A 15,885-nucleotide genomic window follows, 5' to 3' on the forward strand; every position below is an offset into this window, starting at 1 on the left:
CTGAAAATTTCAGAACTTAAAAATGAAAGTCGCGAAATGGTTCAATCTTCGAAGCGTTTCGCACGTTTATTATAAATCGACACGATAAACAGTCCAATCGCCACAAAACCCAAGCATTGTAGACCTAGCGCTACAGTTTTCCAGATCTCATCCGTTTTGGGTAAATAACCGATCAGGCTAATTACTGCCACAATCGGAATCGCCATCGTTAAAGCACGAAAACCTTCGGCATAAGGATTTTCAGGAGAAAGCTTTAATCTGAATTCACGCAAGACGTGTATCAGCATTCCAATCGCCAGACTGATTCCAACAAATATCGGACCCAGTTTCGCTACAGTCGATGCTATGTAAATTACGATACATACCGCAATAATAATGATGAGCTTGAGCTGACGGTTGCAGCGTTCGGAGTACCAGAACTCAAGCATGTGGGGAACCTGAATCCGACTTGTTCTGATTAAGCAAAGACAGAGGCGAAAACAGGCAGATCGTCAAAGCCATAAAGGCAATTCCCTGAGCGCCCGGTAGCAGAATTTCACCCTGTTTCATGTTCATAAAAATCAGGCTGATTAATAAGGCAATCGGAATCCAGGTCAGGACACGATAGAACAGGCCAGTCGGATTTTTTGCTGCGAAATGAATTTTGCAGTAACGACAAATCAGAAAAATAATTCCGGTACCGGCAAACATCAGGATGGCATCTAAAGGCAAAGGTTCCATCCAGTACAGACCTACGGCAATTGCAGCAATCACAACAAAGAACAGCAGTTTTTTCAGGAGCGACACCTGCGGATTGAACCAGAACTCAAGCATGATGATGTATGAACAGAAAAGATAAAAAGCACTTTAGCATATTTTAAATATAAAAAAGCGAGGCAGATGCCTCGCAATATTTAGGAAAATTATCCGTTATTTTTCTGTGGACCCCAGTCATAAACTTTCTTCTGATAGGCATACCAAAGCATCCACAGACCAACCAGGATCATTGGCAGGCTCAGGAATTGTCCTTTACTCATCCAACCAATAAATAGCTGACCATTATCCGGTTCACGGAAGAACTCGACGATAAAACGGGCTAGACCATAGCCGGTCAGGAATACCGCAGAAACTGCCATACGTGGACGTGGCTTGCTACTAAACCACCACAGTACGATAAACAGAATCAAGCCTTCACAGAGCGCCTGATACAGTTGTGAGGGATGACGTACCAGCTGCAGCGGATCGGTTGGGAAAATCATGCCCAAGGCAAAATTTGGATCAGTGACTTGACGACCATAGAGTTCACCACCAATAAAGTTACCAATTCGGCCAAACATCAGGCCTGTCGGAACGCAGGGCGCAATAAAGTCCAGTGTCTGGAACCAGGCCATCTTATATTTCTTGCACCACCATAACATGGCCAGGATTACGCCGAGGAAACCGCCGTGGAAACTCATGCCACCGGTCCAGATCTGGAACAGCCAGAGTGGGTTTTCCAAAAACTGAGAAAAACCGTAGAATAAAACGTAACCGACCCGGCCACCGATAATCACACCCAAAGCCCCAAAGAAAATCAGATCCGAGACCATATCTGGTGTCCAGCCGCGTTGTTTAGCGCGATAAGTCGCCAGTCCCCAGGCAAATAAAAAAGCCAAGAGATACATCAGTCCATACCAGTGGACTTGCAAAGGCCCGAGCGAAATTGCAACGGGATCTATGTTTGGATAGGTGAGCATTCCTGTTCCTTGTGATTCTGTTTTGCACAGATTTTAGCTGAAAGCGAAGAAAATTGTTGTACATTCAATGTGTAAAGATCGAGAGCATCAATTATGTGTATTGTGGCACTGGCTTGGCGAGTTCTGGATGAAACGCCTTTATGTCTGATTTCAAATCGTGATGAGTTCTATCAACGTCCAACACAGGCATTATATGAATGGGAGAACAGTCCGATTATTGCCGGGCAGGATCTGCAGTCTGGTGGTACCTGGATGGGTATAACTGCTTCAGGACGATGGGCAGTGATTACCAATTTCAGGGATGGTAATGACAAGAATAACTACCCAACTTCACGTGGACATATCATTCAGCATTTTCTGGAATCTGAATTGAAACCTATCCGGTTTGCTCAAGAGTTGGAAAAACGTCAATGTGATTATGCGGGCTTTAACCTGTTTGTCGGTGATCGTGATCAAGCCGTCTATATGAGTAATCGTGGTGAGGCGCCACAAGTACTGGCACATGGGGTATATGTAGTCTCAAATGGCCTGATGAGCGAAGACTGGCAAAAGACCAGGCATTTGCGCAAGCGCTTTACTCAGGAGCTTCTGCCGATGCTTCAACAGAACAGCATTCCACAAGCAGACATTTATCATGCTGCCTGGGATATTCTGGAAGATGAACGTAAAGTGATTCCGGCACTATTGCCCAAAACCGGAATTAACGAGGAGATGGAAGAACTCCTATCATCTACATTTATTCAGAGTCCGGTCTACGGCACACGTTGTTCCAATTTTCTAAGATTGCATCAGCAGCATTGGCAATGGCTGGAAAAGTCCCAGCAGGGAGATAGTGCAGGACAGATCGTAGAAAAAGTCATTCAGATCATTGTATAAATAATAGTATTCATGATGATCTTGATAAAAAGCTTAGTTTAAACAGTGAACTCTGAATGTAGATAGGTGTGCTAGGATAAAGCCCATCTATCTACGCAATTTTCAGCTCTCCTATGGCACTGCTCCTTCCGCTTATTTCATTTCTGATTGGATTCTGGGGCGTCCATTATTTAAAGTCGATCCGTCCATTTATGGCGGCCTTGCTGGCACGTCTTTTGATTCCCTTGATTGTCATTTACAACATGGTGTTTTATAAGCCGGGCAGTCTTTGGTTGATCGGTTTTAGTATCTTTAGCTCGCTGTTTCTGTTTGGCCTGTTCTTTCTTTTCTCCAAAAATAAATTGCGGGCATTATGTTTTAGTTATTTAAATGGGGTCTGGCTTGGCTTTCCTTTTGCCTTAGCTGTATTTGGTCCGGATGCCTTAAATACTATTGTTGCTCTTTATATTGGCGGTTCTTTATTTGGCAATGTCAGTGCAGTAGTGGCAGTCAGTGCTGAAAAACAGGCTCCTCAATTCATTATTAAAAATATGTTGAAATCCCCGCCAGTGATTGCGCTTTCTATTGCAGCGATTTTGTCCTTCTGGGATTTTACTACCTATGAAGCGCATCCGCTGATTCAATGGGGCTATGCCACGAACAAGTTTCTAGTGACTTTTGCCGGTATGTGTATTCTGGGAATGTGGTTGAGTAAAGTCAGGATTCAACTGAGTGATTTAAAACGTAGTTTGATCTTGATCAGCGGTCGTTTTGTGCTGGCTCTAGGTCTGGCAGCAGGGGCTTATTTCTTATTACCGATTCCACATCAAGCCCTGATCTATGCTGTGATGATGATGTATTTCCTGCTTCCACCCGCCGCGAATATTGTGGCGCTGGAAACCCATTATCAGGGCACAGGTTATTCAGCGAAATATATTGCCTCAGGAACGATTGCGAGTGCAATTTTGATTGGGGTGTATGGGATGGTGGTACATGCGGTGGTGCCGGGTTTATAAATCTAAAAGTTCTCTCTCCCTCTGGGAGAGAGTTAGAGAGGATGTAAAAGCTTTAGAAGGATGATTTTCCCTCTCCTTTAAGGAGAGGGTTAGGGAGAGGTGTATTTTAAAAAATCCCTCACCCCAGCCCTCTCCCAACGGGAGAGGGAGCAATGAGAGATGAAACTTACTTTTCCAAACTCGCCTTAAACAGTTTCATCGCCTGACCACGATGGCTGATTTTATTTTTTTCTTCCTTGCTCATTTCCGCACTCGCAATACCCAGTTCAGGTAACCAGAACAGCGGATCATAGCCAAAGCCATTTTCACCACGGGCTGCTTCCAAGATCTCACCTTTCCAGATGCCCTGGAAGATTTGTGGTAATGGGTCTTCGGCATGTTGAACCAAGGCCAGTACACACACAAACATGCCTTCAATCGGTTCACCGTCTTTACGCAGTGGTTTCAGGTCAGCCAGTAATTTTTCGTTGTTCGCTGCATCATCACCATGTTCACCCGCATAACGTGCAGAGTAAATTCCAGGTGCACCGCCCAGAACTGGTACACAAATCCCTGAATCATCAGCAATCGCAGGTTTGCCAGAAATACGTGAGGCATGACGTGCCTTGATAATGGCATTTTCAACAAAGCTCAAACCATCTTCAATTGCGTCTTCAATATTCAGCTTACCTTGAGGAATAACTTCAACCGGAAGTTTGAGTTCTGCAAACATCTTTTCAAATTCTGCAATCTTGCCTTTATTATTACTTGCCAGTACCAGTGTGCCTTGGGATAACCAGTCAGTTGAAGCCATATCAATTACTCATCTTTCAAATTACATATATGTAGTGTAGCAACTTGCTGCAGTTTTTAGGCCATAAAAAAAGCACCCGAAGGCGCTCTTTTGCAGATCCAGCTTATTGTGCCTGAATCCAACGGTCTGCACGATCACGTGCTTGACGGATCTGTTCCTGGGTCAAGTTGGCTGCCAATGCAGTTTTTTTGCCTTCAGATAAAGTAATCACTTTATTGTCCAGCATGCCGTCACGGGTAGAGAGTTCATACCACTGATAAGCACCCATATAGTTTTTCTTTTTCTCTTCCATCATCGCCAGGTTAAAGCTGGCACGATTATCACCGCGGCTGGCTGCTTTTTCAAAGTACTGGCGAGCCAGTGTTTCATCTTTCTTGGTGCCAATACCATCTGCCAGCATACGGCCTACATTCAATTGAGCCACTGCCAGACCTTGATCTGCTGCTGCTTTATACCAGGCAAAAGCCTGACGTTCATCTTTCTGAATGTCTTTACCATACTGGTATTTTGTTGCTAAATAAAATTGTGCACCAGGCTGACCTGCTTTAGCCGCTTTAGTCAGACTATGAATGTCCATTACTGAATATTGCGCTGCTTGGCTGGCCACAGAAGGCGTTGGTGCAACGTAATCGGCATGGGCCTGCATGCCAAAAAGTCCAGCCAGTAGCGTCGTACTTAATAATAATTTTTTCATAGAGCGCTCACTCGATAAATTGCGACTTCACCAAACAGATTTGGGAGATGTTTGCTCAGCAAACTATCTTCTTGATTCCCATTCACAGCGAGTCGATTAATAATTTTTATGTTGTTTTCCGCGCATAATGCTTCAAAGTCACGGAAGGTACATAGGTGAATGTTCGGGGTGTTATACCACATATAGGGTAAGGCTTCCGAAACCGGCATTTTCCCTTTTAATGCCAAGAAAGAACGAGTCTTCCAGTGCGCAAAGTTTGGAAAGGTAATAATGGCCTGTTTCCCTACACGCACCATGTCACGCAATAATACGTCTGGTGCATCTACAGCTTGCAAAGCCTGTGCCATCACCACATAGTCAAAAGACTGGTCAGCAAAACGGCTTAAACCGAGGTTTAAGTCCTGCTGGATGATATTTAACCCGCGACTGATCGCAATTGCAATCTTTTCTTGATCAATTTCTAATCCATATGCACGAATATTGTGCTTTTTGCTCATATGGGCCAGCAGTTCGCCATCACCACAACCGAGGTCGAGGATACGTGAACCGGGCTTGATCCATTTCTCAGCAAGTTGTTGGTCAATACGCATTACACAGCCTCCTTCGGTGTTGATCGCAGATGTTCTTCACCGCCCAGGAAGGCGCGCAAGGATTTTACATACAGGGGAATCGGGAACAGGAAGGAGTCATGGCCTTGTTCAGCATCAATATCGACATAGCTGACAGGCTTATGATTGGTAATGAGGGCATCCACGATTTCAACAGAACGTGAAGGCGAGAAACGCCAATCGGTCGTGAAAGAAACTACCAGGAACTTACATTTGGTTTGTGCCATCGCTTTGACCAATGACTGCTGATATTCACGTGAAGGATCAAAGTAGTCCAGTGCCTTGGTCATGATCAGGTAAGTGTTGGCATCAAAGTTACGGCTAAACTGTTCACCCTGATAACGTAGATAGCTTTCGACCTGGAATTCTACATCGAAGCCATACATGAATTTGCCAGATTTTAAATCACGGCCAAATTTCTGCTTCATGGCTTCTTCAGACAGATAGGTAATATGACCGACCATACGTGCCAGAATCAGGCCACGTTTTGGATAGCTGTCATTTTCCAGATAACGGCCATGATGGAAGTCTGGATCAGACAGAATGGACTGACGCGCGACTTCGTTAAAGGCAATATTTTGTGCAGACAGTTTCGGTGCACTAGCAATAATCACGCATTTTTGCAGACGGTCCGGATAATCTACGGACCATTGCAAGGCCTGCATGCCCCCGAGTGAGCCGCCAATGATGGAATACCATACATCGATTCCCAGACGGTCAGACAGCATTGCCTGAGTTTTCACCCAGTCACGCACAGTGACCAGCGGAAAGTCTGGACCGTATGGACGGTTATCATTTTCGGGATTAGGAGAGGTAGGACCAGTAGAACCATTACAACCGCCGATATTATTCAGCGCCACCACAAAGAATTTATTGGTATCGATTGCCTTGCCCGGGCCAATACAGGCATCCCACCAGCCTGGTTTTTTGTCATCTTCATGATGATAACCGGCAGCATGGTGATGGCCAGACAGGGCATGGCAGATCAAAATGGCATTGGACTTATCGGCATTCAGTTCGCCATAAGTTTCTACCATCAGTTCAAAACGTGGGAGGATGCGACCGCATTCAAGCTCTAACGGCTGTTCGAATTGGAACTTTTGTGGGACAACAAGGCCCACTGAGTCAGCTGGAAAAGACACGGGAATGATTCGCCTTAAATCTTTAGTATGAATAAATAAAAGGATACCATTTGCAGGTATCCTTCTAAAGTCTTTTTAATGCTATGAATTATTGCTAATTCAAATACCGGATTTAGACGGCAGCAGCAATCACCTGTTCAGTGCTTAACACATCCTGATCGATCAGACGGTTGGTACATGCAATAATTGCTTCAATCGAAGAGGTCACGATGTTGTCATGCACGCCCGCACCAAAGGCAGATTTACCTGTGCCTTTTACTTGAAGTTCAACCAATGCCAAGGCTTTGGCATGTGCACCTGAACTGATGCTACGTTCTTCATAGTTCAAGACATCAATCGGCAATTGTAATGCATCCAAGATCGCAGAGATCGGACCGTTACCTTCACCACGCAAGTGCTGAGTTTCACCATTGACTTCAATATCCAACTCAATCACCTGATTGCCATTTTCATCTGACAATTTGTAGTTTTTGGCAGAGTAATGAGCATCTTTCGCGGCAACATACGTCTCTTTGAACAAGCTCCAGATCGCTTGTGCGGAAATCTCAGTACCATCTTCATCGGTTTTTTGCTGTACGATTTGCGAGAATTCGATCTGTAAACGACGTGGCAAGGTCACGTTGTAGTTCGATTCTAACAAGTAAGCGATACCACCTTTACCAGACTGTGAGTTCACGCGAATGACAGCGTCATAGTCACGGCCCAAGTCTTTCGGATCGATCGGCAAGTACGGCATATCCCAGATTTCTTCGTTTTTCTGGAATTCGAAACCTTTTTTGATGGCATCCTGGTGTGAACCAGAGAATGCTGTGAACACCAAGTCACCCGCATATGGATGACGTGGGTGGACTGGCAAGCCCGTACATTCTTCAACAGTCGCAATGATTTCGTTGATATTCGAGAAATCCAAGTTTGGTGCAACACCCTGGGTATACATGTTCAAGGCAATTGCCGCTACGTCCACGTTACCGGTACGCTCACCATTACCGAATACACAACCTTCAACACGGTCAGCACCGGCCATAATTGCTAATTCAGACGCTGCGATCCCACAGCCACGGTCATTATGGCAGTGAACTGAAATGATCACGCCGTCACGACGCTCGATGTTACGGTGCATCCATTCCACCTGATCGGCATATACGTTTGGTGTAGAGACTTCGACAGTGGCTGGCAAGTTCAAGATCACTTTGTTTTCTGGAGATGCTTCCCAGATTTCAGTCACAGCGTCGCAGACATCTTTGGCAACTTCTAATTCAGTTGCAGAGAAACATTCAGGACTGTACTGGAAGACAAATTCAGTTTCAGGCTGTTTTGCTGCGTATTCTTTCACTTTTTGCGCTGCATTTATCGCTAACTGTTTTGCACCTTCAACGTCTACGTTCAACACTTTTTGACGGAAGGTTGGAGAGTTAGAGTTGTAGATATGCACGATTGCGCGTTTCGCACCTTGTAAAGATTCAAAAGTACGTGCAATTAAATGGTCACGTGCCTGAACCAATACTTCGATGTAGACGTCATCCGGAATATGACCTTCTTCAATCAATTTACGAGTGAAGTCGAAATCAATTTGAGAGGCAGACGGGAAGCCGATTTCAATATGTTTGAAACCGATTTTTACCAACATCTGGAACATTTTGAACTTCTGCTCGATGTTCATTGGCTCGAAGATCGCCTGGTTACCATCACGCAGGTCAGTACTCATCCAGATTGGCGCTTTAGTAATTTCATTATTTGGCCATTGACGGTCTGGTAAGTCCACACGTTGATACATGCGACGGTATTTTTTACTTGGATCAGCCAACATCATGAGAGAGCTCCTTAGGTAGCCTGGCATACTCGCTTGGTGTAGCAGTTGCTCGGTCTACAGCATAGATTTTGTCTATATATTCGTTTACAGGCAGGTGAGGATAAATTAGATCAATCCTGTATTTTTTAAGTTTTGATCATCAGGATCAACCAGACACCTGCATGGTGAACCTATAATTAAATTTTAGTCCAGAAAACGTGAAAAGTTTTTGCTTTTTCTATGGATTTTAGTCGTATCTTAAAAAAGATTTTCTTATAAAGTTATTAATTGGAGAAATATTTCTATAATCTATTTTAATCTTGTTGGATTTTCCTGTAATTAAGCGATAAGGCTAAAATATTTCTTTATATAATAGCTTTGTTGGAAGTTCTTAAGCAATGCGTACATGAAATCTTTCATATCGAAAAATAAAGGCTAGTTTGATGAATCCAGACTAGCCCTTAATATCATGAAGATTGCTCAGATCAGTATTTAAAATGCAGGCCTAAAACGGCACTAATGCCTTCTGCTTCAGTGGCATAGTGGGAAGAATAGGCTTTGCTAAAATAACGCGTATCGGACAGGTTATTGATATTCAGCTGTAAATCTACATTGGAGTTCACCTGATAACGTGCCATGGCATCGTAACGCACATAACCGGGAACAAATTTGGTATTGGCGGCATTGCCATAGACTTTATCCATTGCCACAGCACCGGCACCCAATGTCAGTTGAGGCATGACCTGATAGGTCATCCATAGAGTTGCACTGTTTTCTGCTACGTTCTGAACCTGATTGCCATTGTTTGTGCTTGGAACATAAACCGGTTCGGCCGTGGTTCCAATATTTTCAAAGCCACCATCAATCAGTTCACTATCCAAATAGGTATAGCCTGCGGAAATTGCCCATTTCTCAGTAATATTTCCATTGATACCCAGCTCAATCCCATCGACACGGGTCTCACCGATATTACGGGTACTGCCATCAGCATCGGTGGAGCGGGTATTGGTTTTTTCAGTACGGAAAATGGCTGCCGTCAGATTCAGTTTATCTTCCAGAAGATCCCATTTAGTTCCCAGTTCCATGGTGCGGACTTTTTCAGCTTTTAGATTTTCAATAGCTGCGCTAATACTTTCAGAGCCATCACCACCATCGATACCGACCGGATTCGAGGAAGTGGCATAGCTGATATAAATACTGCCATTTTCTCTTGGCTTAAAGACCAGACCCGCCTGATAATTAAAAAAGTCTTCTTCATTTTCGAGGGTCAGCTGATCACCTGGAACGGCGGTAATCGGTGTATTGTTTGCACCTGTCACCGCATTATTGAATCGTCCATAGGTCAAGGTTTGCTGAGTTTTGTAATCATCCCAACGTATACCCAGATCCAGAATCCATTGCGGATGCAATTCGATACTGTCCAGTAAGTAGATCGATTTTGATTTGGTCTCGATATCATAACGGTCCGCACCATCTGTATTAAGTGTCCCCGTCCACGCACCCCGGTCTGGATTGTCTACAGAAGTACACCAGCCTAAGGCCACATTGGCAGGAGTACCACAGGCCGCAAAAGAGCTTCCAGTAGCATTCAGACCATTAATAATATATTGGGTACGTTCGGTATCCTGATCTGAATATTCTGCACCCAGGTTAAAGCTGTGTTGAATAGCACCAGTATCAAATTTGCCTGTTAAAGCCAGTAGGTCAGTAAAGGTATCGGTATTTGCGATACGTGAATTGGCCCGTGCCCAGACATTGCCATTCAAAATGAAGTTCCCGCGTGAATCATCGGGGTTGGTCCAGAGGTAGTCATTTTTAGAGCGGTTAAAGACCGCCGTATTACTCAGGGTTAGATTGTCATTCAAATCATGTTCTAATTTTAAAGTACCAATCTGGTTTTCCTGTTTCTGGAAATCACGATCTTTCCAGCCATAGTATTGACCAGCTTTGACATCAATTGGTTTCCCATTACCATTTAAAGCGACATTGGCATTGGTGGCTCCAAATGGATTATTATAGGGAACGCCGGAGTCTGGAATATCATCAGTTTTCAAATAGTAATAACTTAAAGTTCCACGCGTTGCGCTGTCCAGGCCAAAACTGAAGCTGGGTGCAATACCAGCACGTTTATATTCAGCACCGTCATGTTGACCCGCTTTTTCATTCTGGTGGCCCATGACCGCGATACGAGCCGCCATGCCATTGCCGAAGTCCTTGTTAGCATCCAGAGTGATACGTGCATACATATCTGTACCACCCGCAACAGAGCCTTCCAGTGCATCTCCCTTTTTCGCTACTTTGGAGATCATATTAATACTGCCACCCGTAGTGCCCGCACCGCCCATGGCAGAAGCAGAACCTTTGGTAACTTCGACCTGCTCAATGGCAAACATTTCCCGGTTTTGTGAAGTCGAATTTCGCACGCCATCGACGTACATCGAACTTTCCGAGTTATAGCCTCGAATAAAAGGCCGGTCCCCATTCGGATTGCCGCCTTCACCTGCGCCTAAAGTAATACCTGGTACGGTACGCAAAGCATCAGCCAGCGTAGTGACCTGCGTATCTTCAATCAGTTGTTGGGGAATCACGACCACAGATTTTGGCGTGTCCAGGAGTGGCGCAACAAACTTGCTATTGGCTGACTGATCGACTTTTAGACCCGGCACGGGTTCAGCTTGTACTTCCTGATGAATGGTCTCAAGCTGCACCACATTTTCCTGTGCAATCGTGTGTGCAGATGCAAAAGAAAGGGAAGAAACGATGGCTGAAGAAACTATTTTTTTACGAGATTTTATATAACTCATAATCATTCTTTTTTATTTTTAAGTTTGGATTCGCAAATAATAATTATTATTGTTATCGTTGCTATCCTTCTTGCATTGATATTGGCAATGAACAAAATTTAATCAATTTAAAAAATAGATAGACTAGAGTGCGAACTGAGAATTAAAACCATGTTTTTAATATAGATTGATTAAATATGGATCTTATTTGGTTTTTATTGATAATAGCTATTGATAGATAAAGCTATGTTGAATTGCCTTTAAAGACGCTTCAAGGAGTTAAGGGTAAGATATTTAACTAATTTATTTTTCATTTTTATTTTCAATTAAATCCTAATTAATCAATTCCCCTAAATAGACAGCTCGGTTGAATATCTGCCACGGTCGCTGTTCCCATTAAGGCCATGGTAATCTCAAATTCTTCTTTCAGGATTTTGATCACATGCGCTACGCCCAAAGCTCCGGCAGTCGCCAGACCATAAATATAAGGACGGCCAATCAGGACAGCAGAAGCACCTAAGGCAATAGCCTTGAATACATCCGATCCACGACGGATGCCACCATCATAGAGCAGAGGAAAATCTGCTGGCACCACCTTTTTAATCAGTTGCAAGGCAATGAGAGGAGAAATGCAGGTATCCAGCACACGACCGCCATGATTGGAAATAATCAGACCTTTTACCCCATGCTGAATCGCCTGCTGGGCATCCTGAGGATGTACGATTCCTTTTAGAATCACGGGTAAATGGGTTTGCTGTACGATCCAGACTATGTCTTCCCAAGTTGGGGCAATTTTCATTAGTCCGTTAAAGACAGGATGATCACCTTCCTTTAATTCTGGTAGGGGAATATGGGTAGGTGTATGCGGATGTTGCATGCCTTCCGGTAAATGGAAAAAAGCACGACGTTCACGATCGCGGATGCCAGTATGCGGTGAATCTACCGTAATCACTAGCGCCGTATAATTATGCGCTTCAGCCATTTTGATCAAAGCTAAAGATTTTTCCCGATCCCCTTGCCAATACAGCTGAAACCATTTGCGTGGATTGTCCTGTTTCAATGCGCGCATATCGGTATTGGTAAACGTACTGAGAATCATATTGCTGCCCATCACTTCTGCGGCGAGGGCAGAAGCGGCTTCGGCTTCAGGATGAAACTGCTGCTGATGTCCAATCGGTGCCAAAAAAATCGGATGCGGAAATTTCTGTCCGAACATTTCAAGTTCAGTACTGCCTTGGGTCAGATCTTTCAGCATACGTGGCAGAAGCTGAATATCCTGAAACTGCTGTAAATTATCCTGGACACTGATTTCATCCATGGAGCCACCTTGCAGATAGTTCCAGACCATACTGGAGAGATGTTTTTCTGCTTCGACCTCATAATCGGCGATGGTTTGTAGGTAGGCCGGGATCTGGGTTAATGGCGCCATTGGTTCACGTGACATTATAAATCACCCCATTGACGAATCAGGTTGTGATAATGATGGGTCAGTTGTAGGACTTCTTCAGTATCGCCAATCTGCTGGCGTAGTTTGATAATGGTCATGTCCAGATCAAACAACATACTGCGTTTAGCATCTTCACGGATCATACTTTGAATCCAGGTTACGGCAGCAATACGTTTGCCTTGAGTTACTGGTTCAACCCGATGCAGGCTGGTCGATGGATAAACAATCACATCACCCGCATCCAGCTTGACTTCATGGCAGCCATACTGGTCTTCAACGACCAGCTCACCACCTTCATATTCATCGATTTCAGATAAGAATAAAGTTAGTGACACATCGGTACGAATGGCCTGTCCGAGTAGAGGAGAGTAATGAATGGCATTATCGACATGATTGCCATAGGTACCAGAATCCTGATAGCAGTTAAACAGGGGCGGCAGGATATGTTTCGGTAGGGCAGCAGAGGTAATTAAATGATGACTTTTAAGCGCTTGTAAAATGATAGGGCTAATCTGCTGATACAGGACAGAAGAAGAATCCAGCTGCAGGTTCTTTTTGATTTTCTGTGCCTGACTCCCGGCGCTGAGTTGCCCATTCATCCAGTGTTCTGAACGATCTAGTTGTTGTCTCAGTTCGGCAACTTGTGCTTTGCTTAATACTGCCGGGATATGTAACATCATTTTAAAAGCATTCCTGCAATTGAAAATATCGTGCATTCAAGAGAATACACGATATTGATAGATAGAGATAAAAGCTGAATTAAAATTTATAGTTCAGGGTTAAAGCTGCTGAACGTGGTTGGCCTAAGATCACACGGCCACCTCCATTATTCAGCGTGCTGATGTACTCTTTATCTGCCAGATTATAAACATTCAGGTTTAAGGAAGTTTGGTCATTAAAGGTATAACCGGCCATAGCATCAAATACCACATAGCTTGGAATACTTGGCATATTCGCTGCTGCAGTACTATCGGTAATCACACGTTTTTGCTCATCCACATAACGTGCGCCCAAGCCCAGTTTTAAACCAGCAATGTTATAGGTCGTCCATAAAGAAGCGGTCCATTCAGGTGACCAACGTACACTATTGGTCTGGGTCACTACACCCGTGTTGGAGTTGACACTGAACTGGTCTTTTTGCTCGGTTTTCATATGGGCAACACCTGCTGAAATATTCCAGGCATCAGTAATTTTACCGACAGCACCCAATTCGATTCCTTTAACTGTAGTTTTACCTTCCTGAACAGACTCGCGGGTAATTGGATCTTGGGTAAACTGGTTTTCATTTTCGGTGTAGTATGCCGCAGCATTTAAAGCCAGATCACCCTCTAGCAGATCCCATTTGGTGCCAATTTCATAATGATGAGTTTCTTGAGGGTCTGCGGCTGAGCTGTTTATTCCTGTGGATGAAAGGCTAAAGTTACTGCTACCCGGCGGTGTCAGGGATTTGGCATAAGATGCATAGACACTGCTGTAGGCGGTTGGCTTATATAAACCACCGAGCTTCCAGCTGAATAAAGTGTCATGGGCTTTTAAATCTGTTTTGGTTTCAGTCACTGCTAGTGTCGTACTGTCGGTTGAGTAACCCAGCGCATCGTAATTAGTATCGTAATAATCGACACGGACGCCACCATTAAGTTGAAAACGTTCGCCAAACTTGAGCGTATCGAAAAGATAAGCAGCCGCCGTTTGGGTTTCACCATCCGAATAAGCGCCCGTATACACAGGATCAGGCAGATTCTGGTGACGGTCAGGATGATATAGATTCGCGGGTGGTGTGGTGTTGCTTGGCTGTCCCGGCATTTGTGTGGCCAGTGTTCTGGAATGTTGCTGCTCTTTTAATAGTTCTACACCAGCGACCAGATCATGCTCCACTGAACCGGTTTTGACATTCCAGTTCACCGTGCTCTGATTAGCCAGAATTTTATTTTCCTGATCGACACCCTGGCGTGAACGGCTTACTGTCCAGTCTTGAGGATTGGTAGAGTCATTTCTTGAAAGGCTATTAATCCCCGTCAAAGTACGCTGCATATGGGTATTACCCAGACGGGTAATATTGGTAAATTTCAGATTTTCAGCCCAGTCACTTTCGATTTTTGCTGTATACATGTCAGCATCAACATCTTCATGGTCATCGGTATGGCCATAATAATTTTCACGGTCTACTTTAGGTGCACTGGCAATCAGTGGGTCAGCATTCCAGAAACCTTTCATGCCAATCGTTGGAATACCGCCATCCGGAATGTTACGTTGGCGGATATGCTGGGAATAAAGATACAGGCGAGTATCACTATCCAGACCAAAGGCGATAGAAGGGGCAACAGCCCAGCCTTGATTCTGGATAAAGTCGCGGCCTTCTACACCGCCATCTTGACCCATTGCATTTAAACGGACAGCAACGCTGTCATTGATCGCCTGATTAATGTCAGTGGCAAGACGCGTATGTTCAGCCGTATTGTAGGTGGCAGAGACTTCACGACTGTTTTCCAAATGAGGCAATTTGCTGACCAGATTCACATAACCAGACGCCGTACCACGCCCACCTTCGGCACCCGCAGGGCCTTTTACGACTTCCACCTGTTCCAGGTTAAACACATCACGACTTACAGCGCCGAGGTCACGAATGCCATCCAGATAGGTGGAGCTTTGAGTTGAAAAGCCGCGCATCTGGAAGGCATCGCCAGCACTGGTATTCCCATTCTCACCGAGTTGTAGGGTAATTCCTGGCGTATTACGTAAGGCTTCAACCAGGGTGGTTGCACCTTGTTCTTTTAATAAGTTTTTGTTGATAATCGAAACAGTCTGAGGCGTATCTACTAAAGCTTGGCTAGATTTAGCAGAACTCAATTGATCTACTTTATATTCATTTGCAGTTTTATTCTTAACTGTAATTTCTGGAAGCTGAATAACGCCTTCATTGGTGATGTTATCTGCATGAGTGATCAGTGGCAAAGTTGCAGCAAGTGCGACCAATGAAGTCTTGTAATGATGTTTTCGGCTTTTGATATGCGCCATGTGACAGAATTCCTGAATTGAATAATAT

At 44.4% G+C, this 15,885-nt stretch carries 14 protein-coding genes; 2 read left to right on the top strand and 12 right to left on the bottom strand.

Going from position 1 to position 15,885, the window contains the following annotated elements:
- Nucleotides 1-41: 41 nt before the first annotated feature.
- From FTU00_RS01925 to lgt, 3 genes are all read right to left on the bottom strand, one after another.
- Nucleotides 42-428, bottom strand: a complete 387-nt coding sequence (locus FTU00_RS01925) for a hypothetical protein (protein WP_180178969.1) — start codon at nucleotides 426-428, stop codon at nucleotides 42-44.
- On the bottom strand, nucleotides 421-813 hold the full coding sequence (locus tag FTU00_RS01930) for a hypothetical protein (protein WP_034169880.1): 393 nt from the start codon (nucleotides 811-813) through the stop codon (nucleotides 421-423). Before FTU00_RS01930 ends, FTU00_RS01925 begins: the two co-directional genes overlap by 8 nt.
- An 89-nt stretch (nucleotides 814-902) precedes the next feature.
- Complete coding sequence (lgt, locus tag FTU00_RS01935; protein ID WP_180033533.1) at nucleotides 903-1,715, bottom strand: prolipoprotein diacylglyceryl transferase; 813 nt, start codon at nucleotides 1,713-1,715, stop codon at nucleotides 903-905.
- A gap of 93 nt (nucleotides 1,716-1,808) precedes the next feature.
- Here lgt and FTU00_RS01940 point away from each other — a divergent pair, with 93 nt between their 5' ends.
- Together FTU00_RS01940 and FTU00_RS01945 are read left to right on the top strand one after the other, a co-directional pair.
- Nucleotides 1,809-2,591: an NRDE family protein gene (locus tag FTU00_RS01940; protein ID WP_166136282.1), complete on the top strand. Its 783-nt coding sequence runs from the start codon at nucleotides 1,809-1,811 to the stop codon at nucleotides 2,589-2,591.
- 113 nt (nucleotides 2,592-2,704) lie between these two features.
- Nucleotides 2,705-3,586, top strand: coding sequence for a permease (locus FTU00_RS01945; protein ID WP_180178970.1), 882 nt, complete (start codon nucleotides 2,705-2,707; stop codon nucleotides 3,584-3,586).
- 166 nt (nucleotides 3,587-3,752) lie between these two features.
- Here FTU00_RS01945 and rdgB read toward each other — a convergent pair whose 3' ends face one another.
- The 9 genes from rdgB to FTU00_RS01990 all read right to left on the bottom strand — a co-directional run bounded on the left by rdgB (nucleotide 3,753) and on the right by FTU00_RS01990 (nucleotide 15,857).
- The gene (gene rdgB / locus FTU00_RS01950; protein ID WP_179992405.1) at nucleotides 3,753-4,379 is read right to left on the bottom strand and encodes an RdgB/HAM1 family non-canonical purine NTP pyrophosphatase; all 627 of its coding nucleotides are present in this window, start codon (nucleotides 4,377-4,379) and stop codon (nucleotides 3,753-3,755) included.
- 103 nt (nucleotides 4,380-4,482) lie between these two features.
- Nucleotides 4,483-5,073, bottom strand: coding sequence for a tetratricopeptide repeat protein (locus FTU00_RS01955; RefSeq protein ID WP_166136288.1), 591 nt, complete (start codon nucleotides 5,071-5,073; stop codon nucleotides 4,483-4,485).
- Nucleotides 5,070-5,663: a methionine biosynthesis protein MetW gene (gene metW / locus FTU00_RS01960; RefSeq protein WP_004781976.1), complete on the bottom strand. Its 594-nt coding sequence runs from the start codon at nucleotides 5,661-5,663 to the stop codon at nucleotides 5,070-5,072. The genes FTU00_RS01955 and metW overlap by 4 nt, the downstream gene beginning before the upstream one ends.
- Nucleotides 5,663-6,823: a homoserine O-acetyltransferase gene (locus FTU00_RS01965; RefSeq protein WP_034704397.1), complete on the bottom strand. Its 1,161-nt coding sequence runs from the start codon at nucleotides 6,821-6,823 to the stop codon at nucleotides 5,663-5,665. The genes metW and FTU00_RS01965 overlap by 1 nt, the downstream gene beginning before the upstream one ends.
- Before the next feature lie 112 nt (nucleotides 6,824-6,935).
- Nucleotides 6,936-8,633: a 2-isopropylmalate synthase gene (gene leuA / locus FTU00_RS01970; RefSeq protein ID WP_034704399.1), complete on the bottom strand. Its 1,698-nt coding sequence runs from the start codon at nucleotides 8,631-8,633 to the stop codon at nucleotides 6,936-6,938.
- A gap of 464 nt (nucleotides 8,634-9,097) precedes the next feature.
- Nucleotides 9,098-11,416 carry a TonB-dependent siderophore receptor gene (locus FTU00_RS01975; RefSeq protein ID WP_180178971.1) on the bottom strand — a complete coding sequence of 773 codons (2,319 nt, stop codon included), beginning with the start codon at nucleotides 11,414-11,416 and terminating at the stop codon, nucleotides 9,098-9,100.
- A 316-nt stretch (nucleotides 11,417-11,732) separates the two neighbouring features.
- Nucleotides 11,733-12,839, bottom strand: coding sequence for an alpha-hydroxy acid oxidase (locus FTU00_RS01980; protein ID WP_180054006.1), 1,107 nt, complete (start codon nucleotides 12,837-12,839; stop codon nucleotides 11,733-11,735).
- Nucleotides 12,839-13,522: a Fe2+-dependent dioxygenase gene (locus FTU00_RS01985; RefSeq protein WP_034704407.1), complete on the bottom strand. Its 684-nt coding sequence runs from the start codon at nucleotides 13,520-13,522 to the stop codon at nucleotides 12,839-12,841. The genes FTU00_RS01980 and FTU00_RS01985 overlap by 1 nt, the downstream gene beginning before the upstream one ends.
- Before the next feature lie 79 nt (nucleotides 13,523-13,601).
- Entirely contained in the window at nucleotides 13,602-15,857 is a 2,256-nt protein-coding gene (locus FTU00_RS01990) for a catecholate siderophore receptor Fiu (protein WP_179992401.1), read from the bottom strand.
- Between the last annotated feature and the right edge of the window lie 28 nt (nucleotides 15,858-15,885).

This window comes from Acinetobacter sp. YH12041 (genome assembly GCF_013419975.1).
GTDB lineage: Bacteria > Pseudomonadota > Gammaproteobacteria > Pseudomonadales > Moraxellaceae > Acinetobacter.